The organism is Lentzea aerocolonigenes (assembly GCF_000955955.1).
Classification (GTDB): Bacteria; Actinomycetota; Actinomycetes; order Mycobacteriales; family Pseudonocardiaceae; genus Lentzea; species Lentzea aerocolonigenes_A.
In genome coordinates, this window is the sequence record NZ_JYJG01000117.1 from 23,547 (window position 1) to 44,063 (window position 20,517).

General features: G+C 67.0%; 14 protein-coding genes. 11 read left to right on the forward strand and 3 right to left on the reverse strand.

Annotated features, from left to right (window positions below; all coding sequences use genetic code 11):
- Positions 1-2: 2 nt before the first annotated feature.
- Both UK23_RS18060 and UK23_RS18065 read right to left on the reverse strand, forming a co-directional pair.
- Entirely contained in the window at positions 3-842 is an 840-nt protein-coding gene (locus UK23_RS18060; protein ID WP_045312722.1) for an aminoglycoside phosphotransferase family protein, read from the reverse strand.
- Positions 839-1,177 carry a hypothetical protein gene (locus UK23_RS18065; RefSeq protein WP_231114554.1) on the reverse strand — a complete coding sequence of 113 codons (339 nt, stop codon included), beginning with the start codon at positions 1,175-1,177 and terminating at the stop codon, positions 839-841. Before UK23_RS18065 ends, UK23_RS18060 begins: the two co-directional genes overlap by 4 nt.
- Positions 1,178-1,287: 110 nt before the next feature.
- Here UK23_RS18065 and UK23_RS18070 point away from each other — a divergent pair, with 110 nt between their 5' ends.
- Together UK23_RS18070 and UK23_RS18075 are read left to right on the forward strand one after the other, a co-directional pair.
- Positions 1,288-2,247 carry an HpcH/HpaI aldolase/citrate lyase family protein gene (locus UK23_RS18070; RefSeq protein ID WP_045312723.1) on the forward strand — a complete coding sequence of 320 codons (960 nt, stop codon included), beginning with the start codon at positions 1,288-1,290 and terminating at the stop codon, positions 2,245-2,247.
- Positions 2,248-2,393: 146 nt separating this feature from the next.
- Complete coding sequence (locus UK23_RS18075; protein WP_156213196.1) at positions 2,394-2,570, forward strand: hypothetical protein; 177 nt, start codon at positions 2,394-2,396, stop codon at positions 2,568-2,570.
- Here UK23_RS18075 and UK23_RS18080 read toward each other — a convergent pair whose 3' ends face one another.
- Positions 2,571-2,954 (reverse strand): DUF4190 domain-containing protein, encoded by a 384-nt coding sequence (locus tag UK23_RS18080; RefSeq protein ID WP_045312725.1) that lies wholly within the window; start codon positions 2,952-2,954, stop codon positions 2,571-2,573.
- 200 nt (positions 2,955-3,154) lie between these two features.
- Here UK23_RS18080 and UK23_RS18085 point away from each other — a divergent pair, with 200 nt between their 5' ends.
- The 9 genes from UK23_RS18085 to UK23_RS18125 all read left to right on the forward strand — a co-directional run bounded on the left by UK23_RS18085 (position 3,155) and on the right by UK23_RS18125 (position 20,474).
- A complete protein-coding gene (locus UK23_RS18085) occupies positions 3,155-4,351 on the forward strand; it encodes an acyl-CoA dehydrogenase family protein (RefSeq protein WP_045312726.1) in 1,197 nt (398 codons plus the stop codon).
- 80 nt (positions 4,352-4,431) lie between these two features.
- A complete protein-coding gene (locus UK23_RS18090; RefSeq protein WP_156213197.1) occupies positions 4,432-5,253 on the forward strand; it encodes a hypothetical protein in 822 nt (273 codons plus the stop codon).
- A gap of 16 nt (positions 5,254-5,269) precedes the next feature.
- Positions 5,270-5,764, forward strand: coding sequence for a hypothetical protein (locus tag UK23_RS18095; protein WP_045312728.1), 495 nt, complete (start codon positions 5,270-5,272; stop codon positions 5,762-5,764).
- Positions 5,761-6,057, forward strand: coding sequence for a hypothetical protein (locus tag UK23_RS18100; protein WP_045312729.1), 297 nt, complete (start codon positions 5,761-5,763; stop codon positions 6,055-6,057). The genes UK23_RS18095 and UK23_RS18100 overlap by 4 nt, the downstream gene beginning before the upstream one ends.
- Before the next feature lie 37 nt (positions 6,058-6,094).
- A complete protein-coding gene (locus UK23_RS18105; RefSeq protein ID WP_156213198.1) occupies positions 6,095-6,694 on the forward strand; it encodes a hypothetical protein in 600 nt (199 codons plus the stop codon).
- Positions 6,695-6,733: 39 nt separating this feature from the next.
- Entirely contained in the window at positions 6,734-7,462 is a 729-nt protein-coding gene (locus UK23_RS18110; RefSeq protein WP_082114755.1) for a LamG domain-containing protein, read from the forward strand.
- Between the two features lie 211 nt (positions 7,463-7,673).
- Positions 7,674-14,417, forward strand: a complete 6,744-nt coding sequence (locus UK23_RS18115) for a LamG domain-containing protein (protein WP_045312731.1) — start codon at positions 7,674-7,676, stop codon at positions 14,415-14,417.
- Positions 14,418-14,438: 21 nt separating this feature from the next.
- Positions 14,439-20,180, forward strand: coding sequence for a DUF5615 family PIN-like protein (locus UK23_RS18120; protein WP_052684780.1), 5,742 nt, complete (start codon positions 14,439-14,441; stop codon positions 20,178-20,180).
- 48 nt (positions 20,181-20,228) lie between these two features.
- Positions 20,229-20,474: a DUF3027 domain-containing protein gene (locus UK23_RS18125; protein ID WP_045312744.1), complete on the forward strand. Its 246-nt coding sequence runs from the start codon at positions 20,229-20,231 to the stop codon at positions 20,472-20,474.
- The last annotated feature ends 43 nt before the right edge of the window (positions 20,475-20,517 follow it).

Genomic DNA, 20,517 nt, shown 5'->3' on the forward strand with positions numbered 1-20,517 from the left:
GATCAGGTTCTGGCCGCCCACCCGGCGATCTCGGCGCAGATCACCGCTAGATCCTCCAAGTCCTCTTCCAGACACCAAATCCAGTTCGCGATCGCGCGGTAGAACGTCCAGTCCCGCGCCTTCGCGACGTCCAGCTCACCGGCGTCGCACAGCGCGAGGAACCGGTCGTTCAGCCCTCTGCGACCCTCCAGCTCGTCGAACCTGTTCCACAGCAACGGGATCATGCCGTACTCACGATCACCCGAGAGCGGCTTCGGGTCGATCATCAGCCATGGTTCGCGGTCGCCGTGCAGCACGTTCTCGTAGTGCAGGTCCTCGTTCACCAGGGTGGTGCCCATGGGCCTGTTGTCAGCAACGTCACGTGCGGCGTCGAGCAGTTTGCGCGGTATCGCCGGGTGATCGCGCAGCTCACCTTCGAACCTGCGGATCTCGTCGGGAGCCTTCAGGTCGCGATGGCGCCGCAGCATCGAGCCGATCACGTCGACGGCCGTCTCGATCGGCTCGTGGTTCAGCGAGCGGGTGTGGTCGAGGCGTTCGAGCAGCAGCGCGCCGAGCTCCTCGTCGTGGTCGAGCAGCCGGACCGCACCCTCCCCGTCGTAGAGGCGCAGAGCCAGTGGTTCGTTCTCGGTCTCGCTGCCGACCCAGGTGATCTTGAGCGCCGCCGGGTGCCCGTCGGCCTGCCGGACCGGGAGGACGATGGCGCACATCCCGTTCAGCAGAGGACCGTCCGGGGTGAGGCGCCACCGCGAGCACGCCTTCGTGGCCAGCTTCGGCAGCGAGGCCACCCACTCGTCCGCGCGGTCGCCGAGAACTCTCCCGAAGCCTTCGGGGACGGTGATCATGCGCTGAACTCCAGGCGGTACACGGCTTCCCACTCCGGTTCGGTGTTCAGGCGCGCGGTCTTCAGCGCCTGCGTCGTCTCCTCGTCGGGCTCGGTCAGCGTCGCCACGGCCTGGGCGTCGATGAGGTGCGAATGCGTGCTCGGGGAGCGCACGGTGACGGTGACCTGCGCCTGGTCGGTCAACCCCGGCACCTGCTGTTCGCTGCCGCCGGTGATGACCCACAGCGCGTCGTCACGCCAGTGCGCGTGCACGAGACGGGGTTCGTGGCCGGGGGAGCTGATCCAGACGGCGGCTGCCTTTCGCAGCGCCGCGTCCAGTACTCGAGTGATCTCCACCGGTTCAGCGTGCCAGGGTTTGTGAAACGGGACTCAGCGAATATGCGCCCGGAGATGATGCGTGCCACTGTGGCGCACATAGTTACCGGCCGGTACGAGGAGGTACTCCAGTGGTCGACCAGCAGCGTCCCCGTCGCTCGTGTCTGGCGGTTCCAGGTTCGAGCCAGAAGATGATCGACAAGGCGCGCACGCTGCCGGCGGACCAGGTGTTCCTGGACCTGGAGGACGCCTGTGCGCCGCTGGCCAAGCCGGACGCCCGCAAGACGATCGTCGCGTCCCTGAACGAAGGCGGCTGGGGCGACAAGGCCCGCGTCGTGCGCGTGAACGACTGGACGACGGAGTGGACCTACCGCGACGTCACCGAGGTCGTCGAGGGCGCCGGTGCGAACCTCGACTGCATCATGCTGCCGAAGGTGCAGACGCCCGAGCAGATCGTCGCGCTCGACTTCCTGATCACGCAGATCGAGAAGACGATGGGCTATGAGGTCGGCAAGATCGGCATCGAGGCGCAGATCGAGAACGCGCTGGGACTGAACAACGTCAACGCGATCGCCACCGCGTCCCCGCGCGTCGAGACGATCATCTTCGGCCCGGCGGACTTCATGGCGTCGATCAACATGAAGTCGCTCGTGGTCGGTGAGCAACCGCCCGGCTACGACGTCGGCGACGCCTACCACTACATCCTGATGCGGATCCTGATGGCCGCGCGGGCGCACGACAAGCAGGCCATCGACGGCCCCTACCTGCAGATTCGCGACGTCGACGGCTACAAGCGCGTCGCCGGCCGTTCCGCGGCGCTGGGCTTCGACGGCAAGTGGGTGCTGCACCCCGGCCAGATCGACGCGGCCAACGAGGTGTTCAGCCCGAAGCAGGACGACTACGACCACGCCGAGAACATCCTCGACGCGTACTCCTACTTCACGTCCGAGGCGGGCGGCAAGCGCGGCGCGGTGATGCTCGGCGACGAGATGATCGACGAGGCGTCGCGGAAGATGGCTCTGGTGATCTCGGGCAAGGGTCGTGCCGCGGGTATGTCGCGCTCGAACATCTGGACCCCGCCGGAGGACTGATCCCGTTACGGATTGTGCGCTACTTCACCCCAACTATTACTGGACGTGTTCGACCGTCACAGGTTGCGTTCAAAACGGGTGAAGTGGCGCACAATCAGTGACAGGAGTTTGCGATGCGCCCCGGGGTGGGGTGCATGCTCGTGGGCATGTCACGTTCGAGTAACGGTAAGGCGAGCAGACGGTTGCGGCTCTTCAAGCGCCGCGAGGACGACCTGCTCGAGCGCAGCTTCCGCAGCTGCCCGGGATGCGATGCAGACGTCCACGTGTTCGCCGATGTCTGCCGCCACTGCGGTGGCACGCTGGAGATCGCCCTCGCGGGCTGATCAGCGGTTCGCGTTCTCCAAGATCGCCGCACCGATGCCCAGCGAGTAGAGCAGCACCAAGAGCACGATGAAGCCGTAACCGATGCACAGGGCGGCGATCGCCATTCCCTTGCCCGTCGCCTCGCCCCGCTTGATCTTCGACAGGGCGACGTGGCCCATCACGATCCCGACGATCCAGCCGACGCAGCACAGGATGCCCGCGATCGAGGCGATCATGGCGATCATGGCCGTCTGCGTGTCCAGCGGCTTGGGCGGGTAGCCGCCGTAGCCGTACTGCGGGCCGTAGGGCTGCTGGCCGTACTGAGGCTGGCCGTAGGGCTGTTGTCCGTACGGCTGTCCGTAGGGCTGGCCCTTCGGGTCCTGGTTGTACGGGTCGTACGTCATCGATCCCCCCAATGTGCGAGTGCGCAGGGATCTTAGGGGGAGCTTTCCAATTCGCGCCGTGTGGGTGCGTGATTGCCGTCGTCCGGGATGCTGTCTCGGTACAGGTGACGGGACTGTGTTGCGGAGAGCACACCCCGGTCGCAAACGGGCGTTAACCGGTCCATACTCGCCGGTAACCAAAGCCTTGGAAGGGAAGTGCGATGGCGCGCCTCGCCCAGACCGCGGGTCTCACGGACATCCAGGAAGAAATCCTCGCGACCGTTCGCACGTTCGTGGACAAGGAGATCATTCCGCACGCCCAGACGCTGGAGCACGGCGACACGTACCCCGCCGACATCGTCGAGGGCATGAAGGAGATGGGCCTCTTCGGCCTGACGATCCCGGAGGAGTACGGCGGCCTCGGCGAGTCCCTGCTGACCTACGCGCTCGTCGTCGAGCAGATCGCGCGCGGCTGGATGAGCGTCTCCGGCGTCATCAACACGCACTTCATCGTGGCGCACATGCTCAAGCAGCACGGCACGCCCGAGCAGAAGCAGAAGTACCTGCCGCGCATGGCCGCCGGCGAGGTGCGCGGCTCGTTCTCGATGTCGGAGCCCGAGCTCGGCTCCGACGTGGCGGCGATTCGCACGCGGGCTGTTCGCGGGGATTCCGGCTACACCATCAACGGCCAGAAGATGTGGCTGACGAACGGTGGCACGTCGAACCTGACCGCGGTTCTCGTGAAGACGGACGAGGGCGCCGAGAAGGCGCACCAGAACCTCACGACGTTCCTGGTGGAGAAGCCCGAGGGTTATGGCGAGGTCCTGCCGGGCCTCACGATTCCCGGCAAGATCGACAAGATGGGCTACAAGGGCGTCGACACCACCGAGATGGTGTTCGACGGCTTCGAGATCGCTCCTGAGCAGATCCTCGGCGGCGTGTCCGGTCAGGGCTTCCGCCACATGATGGACGGCGTCGAGGTGGGCCGCGTGAACGTGGCCGCCCGCGCGTGCGGCATCGCGATCCGCGCCTTCGAGCTCGCGATCGAGTACTCCCAGCAGCGCAGGACGTTCGGCAAGGCCATCGCGGAGCACCAGGCCATCGCCTTCAAGCTCGCCGAGATGGCGACCAAGGTCGAGGCCGCGCACCTGATGATGGTGAACGCGGCTCGGCTGAAGGACTCGGGCCAGCGCAACGACGTCGAGGCCGGCATGGCCAAGCTCATCGCGTCCGAGTACTGCGCCGAGGTGACGCAGGAGTCGTTCCGCATCCACGGCGGCTACGGCTACTCCAAGGAGTACGAGATCGAGCGCCTGATGCGCGAGGCCCCGTTCCTGCTGATCGGCGAGGGCACCTCGGAGATCCAGAAGACGATCATCTCCCGCGGCCTGCTGCGCGACTACCAGTCCCGCGGCTAGACGTTCCTCCGTTAGGGGTCATTCTTTCACGAGAGTGGCCCCTAACGATTTTTTCGCGCAGGTCATAGGGTTCGCTCACTTTGAGCACAGATCTGACGCTGCCGAGACCTGTGTCGCCGCCGCACGTCGTCCGCCTGGAGCTGGACACGTTCTCCGTCGTCGACCGCTCTTCGCTGGCCACCTGGTTCGGGAACCTGTTCACCGACCTGCTCGCGCCCCTCTGCCCGGCCTCGGTCTCCGAGCTGGTGTCGGTGGCGCGCGACTACCAGCCGTCCGATACAACGCCTTGGGGCCCACCGGGTTATGCCCGCCTGCTGCTCTCTTCGGGTGAGTTCACCCGTTCGTCGTGGTCGGCCGCACTTTCGGACCTGCCTTCGTTCTTACGCGTGCAACTCGTCCAGCTCGACTCCCAGGGCATGCCTCTGGTCGACGGCGGCTGGTGCGCGGAAGTGTTGCTGAAAGACGATCCGGCCTTCCCGCACCAGGTCGTCGTGGTGGCGTCGCGCTCGTTGTTCGGCGGCTGGATTTCGCATGCCGTGCAACAAGATTGGCTGTCGATGTTCCGCACCGGCGCCGACCTGGTCCGCGCCTCGGGCGGCTGGATCACGCTGGATCGAGTCGGCGTTCGCACCGCGCACGAGGTGTCCGTGGGCGTCGGTCTCGACGAATCCCTTTTCATGGCAGCGGAACTGTCCCGTGGACCGCATTGGGCCACGCTGCTCGGTCCGCGTCAAGTCGCTGCTTTGGGTGGTGTGCAACAGGTCTGCTCGACCGCGCCGTGTTTCTCGGTGTCCGATCTGGGTGGTGGGCGGCTGCTGCTGCAGCTCACCGAGCATCTCGACGACGTACCCTCGGAGGCGGTGGAGGCGCTGGCGAAGTTCCTGGCGCCGGTGCTGCACTGATTTCTGGGGGATCGCAATGCACGAGCTTCCGTGGCGTACCGGCCTGAGCTTCCAGCCGTGGACCTACGGTGCTGGTCATTCTCAGCTGAGGATGTTCGCCCGCACGGGCCCTGAATTCGCGGGTGTGATGCTCCTGTTCGAGGGCACCAAGCTGATCAAACTGGCTCAGTCCTCGGGGTCCAGCAGGGTGCTGGACGACGGCCGCCTGATCATGTCCACGTACTACAAGAAGCACCTCGCAGGCCTTCCGGCGCCAGTGCGACAGCCCCCGCGTGAGCTGGACGGCGCCGAAGTGGTCCAGTTCGCCCTGGTCGGACCAGCGCAGCGGCGGAGGGGAAACTCGCCTGCGACCGCGTTCGCGGTGACGGGTTCTGGCCAGAGCACGCGTCTTCTGCAGTGCGACGACGACTGGAACGTCCTCGCTTCGTCGACGCACGCGGGCGTTTTCAAGGCGATGCGGCAGGCGGCGACCGAGTTCGAGGCGCTCGAGTTCCTGGACGTGACACGATGACCGGCTTCCGCGACGCGGTGCACCACCTGGCCATGCCCGCCTCACAGCAGGTCGAGTACCTGCGGTCGATCGGCACGGCCCCGTCCGCCGACGAGCTCGCCCTGGAGTTCGACGACGTGAAGCACCTCTGCCCGGACGACCCCGCCGCCATGACGCTGAGCGAACGCATCGACGCGTTGCTCGAGGCCATGAGCGGCCCAGGGCCGGTGTGGCACACCGACTCCCTGGCCACCTCCGCGCAGTGGGCCGAAGTCCGGACCCTCGCCGCCGACCTGCTGCACCTGCTGGGCTGACAGGCGGGATCCCGCCGGCCCTGGCACTCTGTCCTCGGTGAGGCCTTCCCCCAAAACCGACGTGCTCGTCGCCGTGGACACCGCCCTGCGCTCAACGGGCTTCGTCCGCCGCGGCCACGTCTGGCTCCAGGACCGCGGTGACGGCGTGTCCGGGTGGCTGGGGTTCGGCATCGCGGGCTGCCTCGAGGTCACCCCGCTGGTCGGCGTCTGCTTCCGCCGCTACGACGAGGTGTGCCGCACGCTCGGCATCACGGCGACCACGCCGCTCGTCTCGGCCCCGCTCGGCCACCTGATGGGCGACAAACCGGTGTGGCACTGGACGTTCGAGCCCGGCGGCGACCACACGCCGGTGGCCGAGGCGCTGGTCGGTGCGTTCCTCAAGCACGGCAAGCCGTACATCGACAAGTACGCGAAGTGGGACACCCTGGCGCGCGAACTCGTCGCGAAGCCCGAGTCGTTGCTGGACTTCGAGCGGGCGCGCAAGCTGTCGATCGTCCACGTGCTCAACGGCAACGCGGGCGCGGCCGGCGAGGTGCTGAAGAAGGAACGCGAGCGGGTGGCCGACAAGACGGACGTCTACGCACGGTCGTACCGCGCCTTCGCGCACCGATTTTCTCTTGTGTTCCCGGTCAGGTGACTTAGAGTTCGGCCTGACCGCTCTACCTGGGGGATTCTGATGCGAGTACTTCTGGCGATGACCGCTGCCGTCATGTCGCTGTGCCTGACGGCAGGCGCCGTCCAGGCCGACGCGCCGCTGGCGAGCCACTGGCGGCTCGACGAGGCGTCCGGCGCCACCACCGTCGACGCGGTGACCGGTGCGTCCGGCACGTTGTCGGGCAACGTCGCGTTCGGGCCGGGCAAGTCCGGCAGCGGCCTCGTGTTCGGCGGTGGCACGGTGTCCGCGCCGCTCGCGGTCGACACCAGCCGCAGCTTCACCGTGTCGGCCTGGGTGAACCTGGCGGCGAACTGCCCCGAGCGCAAGTGCAAGCTGGCCGCGGTGAGTGGCGACGGCGAGCACAGCAGTCGCTTCTCGCTCGGCTTCGTGAGGGACCGGCAGAGCCTGGGCAACTGGATCTTCGAGGTTGCCGAGGCGGACACGGACGTGGCCCCGATCACGAAGTCCGCGGTCGCCGCCGTACCCGCGGAGTTCGGTGTGTGGACGCACGTGGTCGGTGTCTACGACGCGGAGCTCGGTGAGACCTTCCTGTACGACACGGGCGGCCTCGTCGGGTCGGGCACGGTCAACACGCCGTGGCAGGGCACGGGCGGGTTCACGATCGGTGCGGCGCGCAAAGCGGGTGCCACGACCGGGTTCTGGCCGGGCGGGGTCGACGAGGTGCGCTTCTACGGGCGTGCGCTGACGATGGACGAGGTGTTCGAGCTCTACCTCAGCGAGCGAGGCTAAACACTCGAACACACGTTCGAGCTTGAGGGGTCCGCTGGTGTCAAATGACCAGCGCGTGTCCGGAATGTCCGAACTCACATTTCGCTCACGCGTGACCACCGTCACCCGTTCAGCCTATGGGTAAAGGTGGCTTTGCCTGCCTACAGTCCCGCTGACGCTTTCGAGTCCGTGTGTTGTCGGGGGGCATGCGCCGGACTACTGGGGGATCCACTTGTCAACCCGCCGCCCTGCGGCGGCGCAGTCACGCCTGCGCACGCCCAGAAACATCGCTGCTGCCCTGTTGTCGTTCGCGTTGGCAGCCACCGCGGTGGTTGTCACCGCGAGTGCGCCTCCTGAGCCGGGGGCGCCGCAGGCCATCGCCGAGGCTCCCGACACCGGTCAGGCCATTGCCGCCGCGCGTCGGCAGGGCACTGAGGTCGAGGCGGTGAGCATGCGGACCGCGACCCGCGAGGTGTTCGCGCTGCCCGATGGCAAGCTGCAGGCACGTCTTTCCGCTGCGCCGCAACGAGTGCACAAGAACGGCAAGTGGCAGAAGATCGATGCTGGGCTGGCCGGCGATGGCGGGCGTGTTGCTCCCAAGGCGACTGACGCGGGTGTTTCGTTCTCCGGCGGTGGTGAGTCCGAGGCGTTGGTGCGGCTGGTGAAGGACGGCAAGTCCTTCGAGCTGAGCTGGCCGGGGAAGCTGCCGGCGCCGCGTCTGGACGGTTCGACCGCTGTCTACGAAGAGGTGCTGCAGGGTGTCGACCTGCGGATGACTGCCGAGAACGACGGCTACAAGTTCGTTCTCGTGGTGAAGTCGCGTGAGGCTGCCGCGAGCGTGGCCGCGGTGAAGCTGGGGCTCAAGACCGAGGGGCTCGAGGTGAAGCCCGGCGCGGACGGCGCGTTCAGCCTCGTCGACGCCGAGGGCAAGGCGTTGTTCGAGGTGCCGCAGTCGTTGATGTGGGACTCGAAGAAGCAGGTGGAGGACGAGGCTCCACGCACTGACTTGGTGACGGTTGGTGTGCAGCACTCGGAGGGCGCGCTGACTCTGGTGCCCGATCAGAAGCTGCTCAACGACCCCGCAACTGTCTACCCGGTCTTCGTCGACCCGAACGGCCGTGTGGTGAACCACGGCGGTGCGTGGACGACGGTGTACGACAACGGCAGCGATGCGATGCGGAACGGGACGCACTGGAGCGGCGCGAACAGCGAGGCCGAGACCAGGTGGTGGGTGGTCGTCAACCCGACCGCGCGTTCCGGTCGTGCGCCTGAGACGTCGCCGACGTTGCTCACGCGGTCGTACTTCCAGTTCGACACCAGCTTCCTGAACGGCACCACCATTTTCGGTGCTCGCATGGACGCCACCGTCGTGCACGCTTCTACCGCCTGTGGCGAGAACCGTTGGCACGACCTGCACGTCGCCGGCTGGGACATCGGTCCGGGGACGAACTGGAACAACCAGCCGCCGGACCACGGCGTGCTCGCCTCGGCGAACGTGCCGACGGTGCAGGGCAACTGCTCCGGCCACCAGTCGTTCTCCTTCACCAGCCCGAGCTTCAAGGACTTCCTCGACACCACCGGCAACTCGACGTACGGCATCTGGCCGGGCTCGACCGGGGAGGACTACTGGCGCAAGTTCGACCCCGGTGCCATGAAGCTGGTCGTGGACTACAACTCCACGCCGTCCACCCCGTGGGACCCCAGCACGCAGCCCGACCCGGTGGCCTGCACGCACTGCGAGGGCATGCCGTGGGTCGCGGACTCCTCGATCCGTCTCAAGGCGGGAATGGGCGACCCGGACGGCGAGCAGATCCAGGCCATCTGGCACGTGTACGACGACGTGGTCCCCGGTGACCCGGCCAAGCAGAACAAGCGCGAGATCTGGGGCGGTGTGGTCGGTTCCAACTCGTGGACCACGCAGGACGTGCCGCTCGACAAGGTCGAGGAAGGCCGCTTGGTCACCTGGTTCGTCGCGGCGCACGACGGCCGCGCGACCGGTCCCTTCAAACAGGGCCCGAAGCAGTTCCGCATCGACCGCACGGCTCCCGTGAACAAGCCGGACGTCACCAGCTTGCAGTACCCGGAGGACAACCGCTGGCACGGCGGGCCTTCCGTCAAGGGCACCTTCACCTTCAAGGCCAACGATCCCGACGTCGACTGGTTCGACTACGGCTGGAAGGACGGCGAGTGGACTCCCATCGCGGCCGACCGGCTCGGCGGCTCGATCACCGTTTCGACGCCCCCGCCCGGTGATGGTCCGCGCGACCTGTTCGTGCGGTCGAGGGACCGCGCGGGCAACGCCGGCCCGACTCGCGTCTACCACATCTACGTCCGTCCCGGCAGCGGTCCGATCGCGCAGTACTCGCTGGACGGCAACGCGAACGACAGCGCGTACCTCGGCGACCGGCACGGCACCACGCACGGCACGACGAGCTTCACCAGCGGCGCCTTGGGTTCCGCGTTGTCCGTGGACGGCATGGGAGGCCATGTCACCGCACCGAGTTCGGTGCGCACTGATGCAAGTTTCAGCGTCTCGGCGTGGGTGAAGCTCGACAGCCTCGACACCTACTGGCGCAGCGCGGTGTCGCAGGACGGCAACTCGATCTGCGCGTTCTGCCTGCAGTACCAGGCGGACCAGCGGCGCTGGTACTTCGTGATGCCGCAACAGGACTCGATGAGCCCGACCCACTGGGCGTTCGTCAAGTCGCTGGAGGAACCGACGCAGGGTGCGTGGACGCACCTCACAGGTGTGTTCGACAGCGAGACCAGGGACGTCAAGCTCTACGTCAACGGCGTGCTGCAAGGCGTCGTCAAGGCCACCTCGCCCTGGAACGCCACGGGTGATCTGCGCATCGGCCAGGCCAAGGCCAGCGGCAACTTCGGCAGCAGCTGGCTCGGCGGCCTCGACGAGGTGCGCCTGTACGACCGCGCGCTGACCGACGCCGAGGTGGTCGGGGAGGTCCGGCGCGACAACGTCCAGGTTGGACACTGGCGGTTCGAGGAGGACCTCGCGACCGTCGCCCGCAACTCCGTGACGACCGGTGAGTCCGCGACGCTGTCCGGTGGTGTCTCGTTTTTCGAGCAGCGCCCGCAGCCGAAGAACAACGCGGTGCGCTTCGACGGCACCGGCCAGATCCGCACGACGGGTCCGGTGGTGCGCACGGACAAGAGCTTCACCGTCTCGGCACTGGTGACGCTCGCCGACGTGACCGGCACGCAGACGGTGTTGTCGCAGGACGGGCCGAGCTCCAGCGGTTTCGTGTTGCAGCAGAAGGACGGTCGCTGGCAGTTCGGCCTGACGGAAGCAAACGGCAGCACGGCGTGGAACGTGCTGGCGCAGACCGGCACGAACACCGCTGTCGCGGGAACGCCGACGCACCTCACGGCGGTCTTCGACGCGGGCACCAAGAAGGCGACGTTGTACGTCAACGGCCTCGACCCGGTGGGGAGCACGGCGGCCACGAAGCCGTTCTGGGACTCGGCCGGTGCGTTCGTGATGGGCAACGATCAGCAGAACGCCGCGCTGAAGGGTGATCTGGACAACGTCCGCGTGCACAGCCGGGTGCTGGCAGCCGACGAGATCAGCGACATCGTCAAGCTCGACGCCGGTGCGCTGCGCCAGTGGAGGCTGGACGGTGACGGCGTCGACGCCTCCGGCAACAACGGCACTGCCCAGCTCGGCAACCCGATGGACTGGGTGAGCGGGCAGAGCGAGAACTCGGATCCGAAGGACCTCGGTGCGCGCCTGACCGGTGTCCCCGGAGCCTCGCTGAACTCGTCGCACGCCGTGGACACCTCCCGCAGCTTCTCGGTGAGCGCCTGGGCCAAGCTGGACAAGACGATGACCGACCGCAACCCGACGGTGTTGTCGCAGGACGGCAACACGGTGAGCTCGTTCCAGCTGCAGGCGACGAGCGACGGCCACTGGGCGTTCGCGATGGCTGCCAAGGACCAGCAGAACGGCGGCGGCGACGTCTCCAGGGCCATCGGCGCGGTGGCGCAGCTCGGCGTCTGGACCCACCTCGTCGGCACGTACGACGACCGGACCGACCGGATGACGTTGTACATCAACGGGGTCGAGGCCGCGACGGCGTCCCGTCCGAACGCCTGGGACCGTGCGGACGGCCAGTTCCGCATCGGCCGCGGGTTCTGGAACGGCGCCGACGTGGACCACTTCCCTGGTGCGATCGACGACGTGGAAGTGCACAGCCGGGTGCTGTTCGCGGACGAGATCCGCGACAAGGCCGGCCGTGATCTCAACCTCGTGCACAAATGGCAGTTCGACGAGGGTGCCGGCACGAATGCCGCGGATTCCGTTGGTGGCAAGCAAGGCACGCTGACCAACGCGACGTATGCGCCTGGCCGTCTCGGCAACGCCGCGAGTTTCAACGGCACGAACGCGGTCGTGTCCACGGACGCGATGGTGCGCACCGACCAGAACTTCTCCGTGTCGGCGTGGGTGAAGCTGCCCGGTGGCTGCACCGCGATCTGCAAGAAGGTCGCGGTGAGCCAGGACGGCGTGAACAACAGCAAGTTCCGGCTCGGTTTCGTCCGCGACCGCGACCACCTGGGCAACTGGACGTTCGAGATGACCGAGGAGGACACCAGCGCCACCAAGGTGACTGTCGCCGCGGTGTCCGCAGAGGTGGACGACTTCTCGGGCTGGGTGCATCTGGTTGGTGTGTATGACAGGACGGCGAAGCAGGTGCTGCTGTACGTCGAGGGCAACCGCGTCGGCGAGGGCCGGGTCAACTCGGCCTGGCAGGACACGGCGAAGGCGCTGCAGATCGGCCGGGCGAAGAAGGCGGGGGCTGCCGCCGAGTTCTGGACCGGCTCGATCGACGACGTCCGCTTCTACACCGGCGCGCTGGACAACGAAGGCGTGTTCGGCCTGTACAGCTCGTACCCGAAGAACGACCAGCCTGCGGCGACGCTGCCGGTCGCGGACCTCGGGTACTGGAAGATGAACGAGGGCACCGGCACGACCGCGGCGGACAGCAGCGGCCGCAACAACACGGTCACCTTCAGCACCGGGTCCAGCTGGATCGGTGGCCGCACGGGCGCCGGTGCGTGGCTCGACGGGACGAGCGGTGCGGGTGAGACCACCGGCCCGATCATCGAGGACACGACGAAGAGCTGGACCGTGTCCGCGTGGACGTACGCGCCGTACGGCATCACCGGCAACCGGGGAATCCTGGCGCAGGACGGCAACCGTCAGAGCGCGTTCATCCTGTCCTACAACGGTGACTCCGGCAGGTGGGCGGTCGTCCAGCCGCAGCAGGACGCGGACGGGGCGCCGGCCACGGTGCTGGTCTCCTCCGAACCCGCAAAGGTGGACAGGTGGACGCACCTCGCGGCGTCGTACGACTCCGACTCGAAGCAGCTGCGCCTGTACGTCAACGGCGTGCTGTCCGCGGTGAAGGTCGGTGCAGTCGGATTCAAAGCGACCGGACCGTTCACCATCGGCCGCAACAAGTGGAACGGCGTCAAGGGCAGCTGGTACTACCGCGGCATCGACGACGTCCGTGTGTTCAAGGGCGCACTCACGGCGGGCCAGATCAACAAGGTCCACGACGACGTGGTGCTGAACGACTTCGGTCTCTTCAAGTTCGACGAGAGCAGCGGCAAGGACAGCACCTGGCGCAACAACACCCTGACGACGACGGGTGGTTCCTCGTTCGTGCCGGGCATCATCGGCACCGCGTACAAGTCGGACGGCGGCGGTTCTGCGGCGGCGCAGTGGTTCGGTGCCGACACGCGTGACAGCTTCACCGTGCAGGCGTGGGCGCGGGTGGAGCGCGACGACAAGCCGTTCACCGTGCTCAGCCAGGACGGCGACAACGTCAGCGGCTTCGTCCTGCAGTACCGGCCGGAGTCCAAGCGGTGGACCTTCGCCGCACCCGTTCAGGACTCCGACCAGGCACCGCTGGTGAAGGCGCTGTCCAACGACCCCGCCGTGCCGTGGCGCTGGACGCACCTCGCCGGTGTGTACGACCACGGCGCCGGGCAGCTGCGGCTCTACGTCGACGGCAAGCTCGCCGGCACCGAGTCGGGCAGGCTCTGGCCCGCCGACGGCAAGTTCGCCGTCGGCCGCGCCAAGTGGCAGGGCAAGGACGCCGACAACTTCGCCGGCCTGATCGACGAGGTGCGGATCGAACAGGGCATGGTGCCAGAGGAGAAACTGCTCGAGCGCGCCTCACGTCCACTGCCTCCTGGCGGCCACCTCGGCCGGTTCGTGAGCACCATGGGCACGGGTGAGCACTACACCGGCCCCGCCGACGTCGCACCGCTGCCCAACTACCGCTACGAGGGCACGATGGGCATGCCGCCCTCGCCGTCCGCGCAGAACACGCAACGGCTGTACTCCTGCAAGGCGGGCAACGACTACTTCACGTCGACCGCCGCGAACTGTGAAGGTTCAACCGTGCTCGGCGAGACCGGCGCGTCCTACACCGTGAAGCCGACCAACATCCCGACCGTCGAGCTGAACCTGTGCATCGTCAACGCCGACCGCTTCACCTCGACGTCGGCCAACTGCGAGGGCCAGACCAAGGTGAAGAGCCTGGGCTGGCTGCGTGCCTACGCACCGCTCGCGCGCTACCTGAGCACCGCGTTCCCGTGGGACCACTGGAGCACCCCGCACGGCGTGCTCCCGGGCTACCGCTTCGAAGGCGTGCTCGGCGTCGTCGCGACGACCAGTGCACCGGGCACGGTCCTGCTCTGGGCATGCCGCGAGGGTTCCGACACGTTCAGCTCGCTGGACTCGTCGTGCGCCGGCGCGCAGTCGGTCGGCGGCCTCGGCTACGTCTGGACCTCGCCACCGGAAGGCCTGCCGTCCAAGCAGCTCTTCCGCTGCCGGGCCAACAGCGGCGCCGGCAACCGCTTCGACTCGACCGGCAGTTGTGAGGGGCATCAGGTCGAGCAGTCGCTCGGCTACATCCCGATGGATCTGCCCACAACAGTCGCCACGTTCTGACCACTGGGGGAGAAGAACATCATGAAGCTCAAACGCGCCCTCGTCAGAGGGTTGGCGGTCTGCCTGGCGCTGACCGCGGTCACCGCGACCGTCGGGCAGCAGGCGATCGCCGCGGGAAGCCCGTCGGTGAACGCGCCGGACGTGAAGTCCGTCGCGGTGTCGAACGGCTCTCTCGCCTCGCGGGGTCCGGACGAGGCGACAACGCGTGCGCTGAAGGGGGACCAGCCCGCGGCGAGCACGAATCCGGGTGGTGGCTCGTTCGCGGCGACGCCGTTCTCGGCGTCGTCGTCGTGGGAGGTGTCGAAGCAGAGCGGCGACTTCTCCTGGTCGTACCCGTTGCGGGTGCCGCCGTCGCCCGGTGGGTTCTCGCCGTCGCTGGGCTTGTCGTACCAGTCGTCCGTTGTGGACGGTCTGACGTCGGCGACGAACAACCAGCCGTCGTGGATCGGTGACGGCTGGGATCTTTCAGCCGGCTACGTCGAACGTGCCTACGGCGGGTGCGCCAGTGACACCGAAGGCGGTACGACCCCGCCGAAGACCGGCGATCTGTGCTGGCGCAGTGACAACGCCACCGCCTCGTTCAACGGCCGGGGCGGCATGCTGATCAAGGACGACGCGACTGGTGTCTGGCGGTTGAAGTCCGACGACCGGTCGCGCGTCGAGAAGACCGTGTCCGCGGGCAACGGTGACAAGTTCAACGAGTCGTGGAAAATCACGACGGTCGACGGTACTCAGTACTTCTTCGGCACGCGCAATGACGCGAAGTCGACGTGGACTGTTCCGGTGTTCGGTGACGATGCCGGGGAACCTTGCCACGAAAGCACGTTCGACGCGTCGTCGTGTGATCGTGCGTGGCGGTGGATGCTGGACAAGGCCGTTGATCCGCGCGGCAACGTGATCCTTTACAACTACGAGACCGAGACGAACAAGTACGGCAAGAACCTCAAGGACGCTGCCGTTCCTTATGTTCGTGCGGGCAACCTGAAGTCAGTCGAGTACGGCCTGCGGGACGACGTCAACGCTCCCGCGGCCGGCCGGGTCGAGTTCGTGCTGGCCGATCGCTGTGTGAAGGAAAGCAACTGTTCCTTAAGCACCAAGGAGAACTGGCCGGACGCCGATGTCGCGGAGAACTGCGACGCTGCGGCGTGCAAGGACAAGTACAGCCCGACGTTCTGGTCCACGAAGCGCCTGTCCACGGTCACCACGCAGGTCCGCAGCGGGGACGGGTACAAGAACGTCGACCGCTGGACGCTGGAGCACGAGTTCCCGAAGACCGATGACGTCTACCAAGCCGCGTTGTGGCTCAAGAGCATCAAGCACACCGGTCTCGTCGGTGGTGAGGCCTCGCTGCCGGAGGTGTCGTTCGAGGGGACGGTGAAGCCGAACCGCGTCGACGCCCCGACGGGCATCGGCCCGCTGAACCGCTTCCGCGTCACCGGCGTGGTCACCGAGGCCGGTGGTGTCACACAGGTCAAGTACGCGAACCCGGACTGCGTGCCGGGCACCTCGATGCCGGCCAGCCCGGAGACGAACGACAAGCGCTGCTACCCGTCGAAGTGGACGCCGAAGAACGGCGCTGAGCGTGAGGACTACTTCCACAAGTACGTGGTGGAGTCGATCACGACCTCGGACCGCGCCGCGACCAGCGCCGAGCAGATCGTGCGGTACGAGTACCTCGACGGCGCGGCTTGGCGGCGCAGCCAGTCCGAGTTCGTCAAGGACGAGAAGAAGACCTACAACGACTTCCGCGGTTACGGCCGCGTGCGGGTGAAGGCCGGCAAGGACGGCAGCCTGACCGAGCCGGTCACGATGACCGAGGACCGCTTCTACCGCGGCATGCACGGCGACAAGCTGCCGAACAACGGCACCCGCACGGCGAAGGTCACCGACTCCGAGGGCGTCGAACGCGAGGACTCCGACTGGCTCTCCGGCATCAGCTTCGAGAACCAGGTCCACCGGGGGACGAGCGAGGAGATCGAGTCCAAGTCCATCTCGACGCCGGCTTGGGCGGGTCCGACGTCGACCAGGGGCGAGTACAAGGCGTACTGGACGGGTCCGAAGACGTCGACCGCCTACACCAGCCTGCGTTCGGGTGGCTGGCGGATCATCCAGTCCGAGGTGAAGCACGACGACCACGGCCAGGTGATCGAGACCGACGAACTCGGTGATCTCGGCACCGATGCCGACGACCGGTGCACGACGACCTCGTACCTCCAGGACGAGGCGCGGTGGAGGTGGAGCTACCCCACGCAGTCGGAGACGGTCGCGGCCCGTTGCGGTGCTACCGGGGTCGAGTTCCCCGCACGCGCTCTGGGCGGCACCAGGAACACCTACGACGACGGCGGCAACATCACCAAGGTCGAGACCATCGGTGAACGTCCGGCGGTGGGCCCGGTCTGGTCGACGGCCGTCTCGACCACCTATGACGCGTACGGACGTATGCGCACGGTCACCGATGTACTGGGCAACACGTCCACGACCGACTACATCCCCGCCGCCGGTGGTCCGACGACGAGCAACGTCGCCACCAACGCGCTCGGCCACAAGACCACCACGACGTACGAACCCGCGTGGGGCACGCCGACGAGTTTCGTCGACCCCAACGAGAACGTGTACGAGGCGACGCTGGACCCGCTCGGGCGGACGGTCCAGGTGTGGCTGCCCAACAGGCCGCGGGCCGACTTCCCCGACGAGCCTTCGCAGTCGGTCTCCTACGACGTCAAACGCGACGTGCCGAGTTCGATCTCGGTCAAGGCGCTGACGCCGAACGGTGACTACCTCACCGGCACGACGGTGTACGACGGTCAGTACCGGCCCAGGCAGTCGCAGGCGCCGACCGAGGGCGGCCGGCTGGTCACGGACACGAAGTACGACTCACACGGCCGTGCTGTCCGGACCACACAGCCCTTCTTCAACAACGGGCAGGTCGACACCAACCTCCTGGTCTTCTCCGAGGCCGACGTTCCTGGTCTGAGCCGGACCGAGTTCGACGCGGTCGGCAGGCCGCAGCACTCCATCTTCCAGGCCGGTGGTCAGGAGAAGTGGCGCACCACCACCGCGTACGGCGGTGACCGCGTCGACGTGACACCGGCACGTGGTGGCACGCCGACCACGACCGTCGTCGACGCGCAGGGCAACACGACGGAGTTGTGGCAGTACAAGGGGACGACCGCCAGCGGCGACCACGACGTCACGCGGTACTCGTACTCACGCGCCGGCAAGCTCGAGTCGGCGGTGGACGCCGCGGGCAACACCTGGCGGTGGACGTACGACCTCCGAGGCCGGCTGATCCGCGCGGAGGATGCCGACAAGGGCGTTTCCACGACGACCTACGACGCGCTCAACCGGGTCGCGACCATCACCGACGCCCGCAACACGACTCTTGCCTACAGCTACGACGCGTTGAGCCGCAAGAAATCGGTGAAGTCCGGCTCCACGGTGCTCCAGGAGTTCGAGTACGACACCGCCGAGTACGGCAAGGGGCTGATCGCTACCGCCACCAGGTACCTGGCGGGGAACCCTTACACCACAAGGGTGAAGGCGTACTCGTCGCTCAACGCGCCGCTCTCCGCCGAGACGCAGATCCCGGACGCGGAAGGCCCGCTCAAGGGCATCTACAAGACCAGCTACCAGTACCGTCCGGACGGCACGCTCGAAGGCGAGGGGTTCGGCGCCATCGCCTCCGCGGGCATGCCCGCCGAGAAGGTGCTGCACGAGTTCGACGGCTTCGGCAGACCGTCGAAGACCACCGCCGGCGTGTCCGGTCAGGGTTCCGACACGCTGGTCAACACGACCGGCTACACCCGGCTCGGTGAGCTGTACCGGCTCGAACTCGGCGTCACGGGTAAGCGGACGTGGTTGTCGTACTACTACGACGACAACACGCGACGGATGAACCGCTACATCGTTGACGCTGAGGTCGCGTCGCCCAAACAGGCGGACGTCAACTACAGCTACGACGACGCCGGCAACGTCCAGTCCATTGTGGATACCGCGGGGGCGGCTGCCGACCGCCAGTGCTTCCGCTACGACTACCTGCGGCGGCTGACGCAGGCGTGGACACCGCCAGGCGACTGCTCGGCCGAGCCCGGCACCACGGGCCTGTCCGGCCCGGCTCCGTACTGGCAGTCGTTCGACTACGACCTCGTCGGCAACCGCACCAAGGAGGTTCAGCACGCGGCCGCCGGTGACGTGGTTCGCACCTACACGTACCCGCCGGCCAAGTCCCCGCGCCCGCACGCGGTCGCGTCGGTGTCGGTCGCCGGCCCAGGGGTGAACCGGACCGACGAGTTCACCTACAACCAGATCGGCAGCACCGCGACCCGCAAGGTCGGTGCGACGAACCAGACGCTGGACTGGGACGCCGAGGGGCGCGTCGTCAAGGTCGCCGAAGGTGCCAAGACCACGGAGTTCCTCTACTCACCGGACGGCTCCCGCCTGATCCGGCGCGACCCCGAGGGCACGACGCTCTACCTGCCAGGCCAGGAGCTCCGCCTGGCCAAGGGAGCCACCGCGCCGACCGTCACCCGCTACTACACGCATGGTGGCGACACGGTGGCCATGCGGCAGGGCAAAACCAAGCTGACCTGGTTGTCTCCCGATCACCAGGGCACGCCCCAGATCGCGGTCGACAGGTCGACGCTGCAGATCGAGCGCAAGCGCCAGACGCCGTTCGGTGAGGCGCGAGGCCAGGCGGCGTCGTTCCCGGGCGAGCGAGGGTTCGTCGGCGGCACGAACGACGCGTCGACCGGACTCGTGGGCATCGGTGCCCGGCAGTACGACGCGACGCTGGGCAAGTTCATCTCGGTCGACCCGATCATGGACCCGTCCGACCCGCAGCAGTGGAACCCGTACGCGTACTCCAACAACAGCCCGGTCACCTACAGCGACCCGACCGGTCTGCAGTACTGCGACGACCACGTGTGCTCGGGTGACAAGGGATACGACCCGAAGTGCACCAACTGCCCCGGCGCCAACAACACCGCGGGGACCGTCGGCACCTATCCGAACGGTACGACGCACTTCGAGGACGTCGACGGCACGCATTACGTGGACGGCGTCGAGATGCCGTCGGGCAGCAAGACGAACATCCGGACCCTCGTCTCGCTCGCGGACAAGTACCGGCCGAACTTCGCCCGGGACAACGCCGGCGGCCGGATGACCAGCCCGCGGAACACCGTCAACCTGTTGCAGTCCACCTGCTGGGCGCATCGCGACATCGAGTTGTGCGACGACCCGATGAACAACGGTCTTCGCGATCTCGACAACCAGTTCATGATGGATGACATCGGCGACGAGTCGGTGCTCAGCAACAACTTCGGGGGCATGTCGCCCGAGAAGGTCAAAGCGAACTGGGGCGTCGGCCACGGCAAGACCGTCGGCGGCTGGGGCGGCACGGCCAAGAACATCATCGAGAAGAAGAACTCCTACGGTGCGGCCGCGCAAAGATTCCGAGACGCCCTCGCGAAGAGAGCGGGGTTCACCGGAAAGGGCGAAAAGATCATCGTCGACCAGTGCATGGATGACGGGCTCGCCGCCTCACTTCGCGCTGCCGGTTACGACGCCCGCAGCGTTGAGGAGATGGGAATGCCGGGTACGACCAAGGACCCGGACATTCTCAGGGTCGCGGAACAGGTGGACGCCAGAGTGGTCACCTACGATAGGGGCCGCCAGCTGGACGGAGGGTTCGGCAAACGTGCGATCCAGATCAACAACAAGATCCATGCACCAGAAGGCATCCTCCGGATCATGAGGGGTAAATGAGCAGTGGAGCCCTCACACGTCAGTCATCACGCCAACGAGGTTGACGCGATGCACGAGCGGTGGATTCAGAAGTCCGACCGGGACCTCAACATGATCCCGTGGCCGAAGGAGTGGCGCCGCAACCAATGTGGCGAATGCCGGTTCTGGTGCCCGCTCGCCGGGCAGCTGGGGCTGGACTGGGGCGTGTGCGCGAACCCGGTGTCCAAATGGGACGGCACTGCTCGGTTCGAGCACGACGGCTGCGAGCACTTCGTGTCGTCGGGCGAGTGGGCGACGCCGGACTCGGTCAGGTAGCAGTGGTACGCGCAGTGGCCGGTTGAGTCGCGAGCTCAATCGG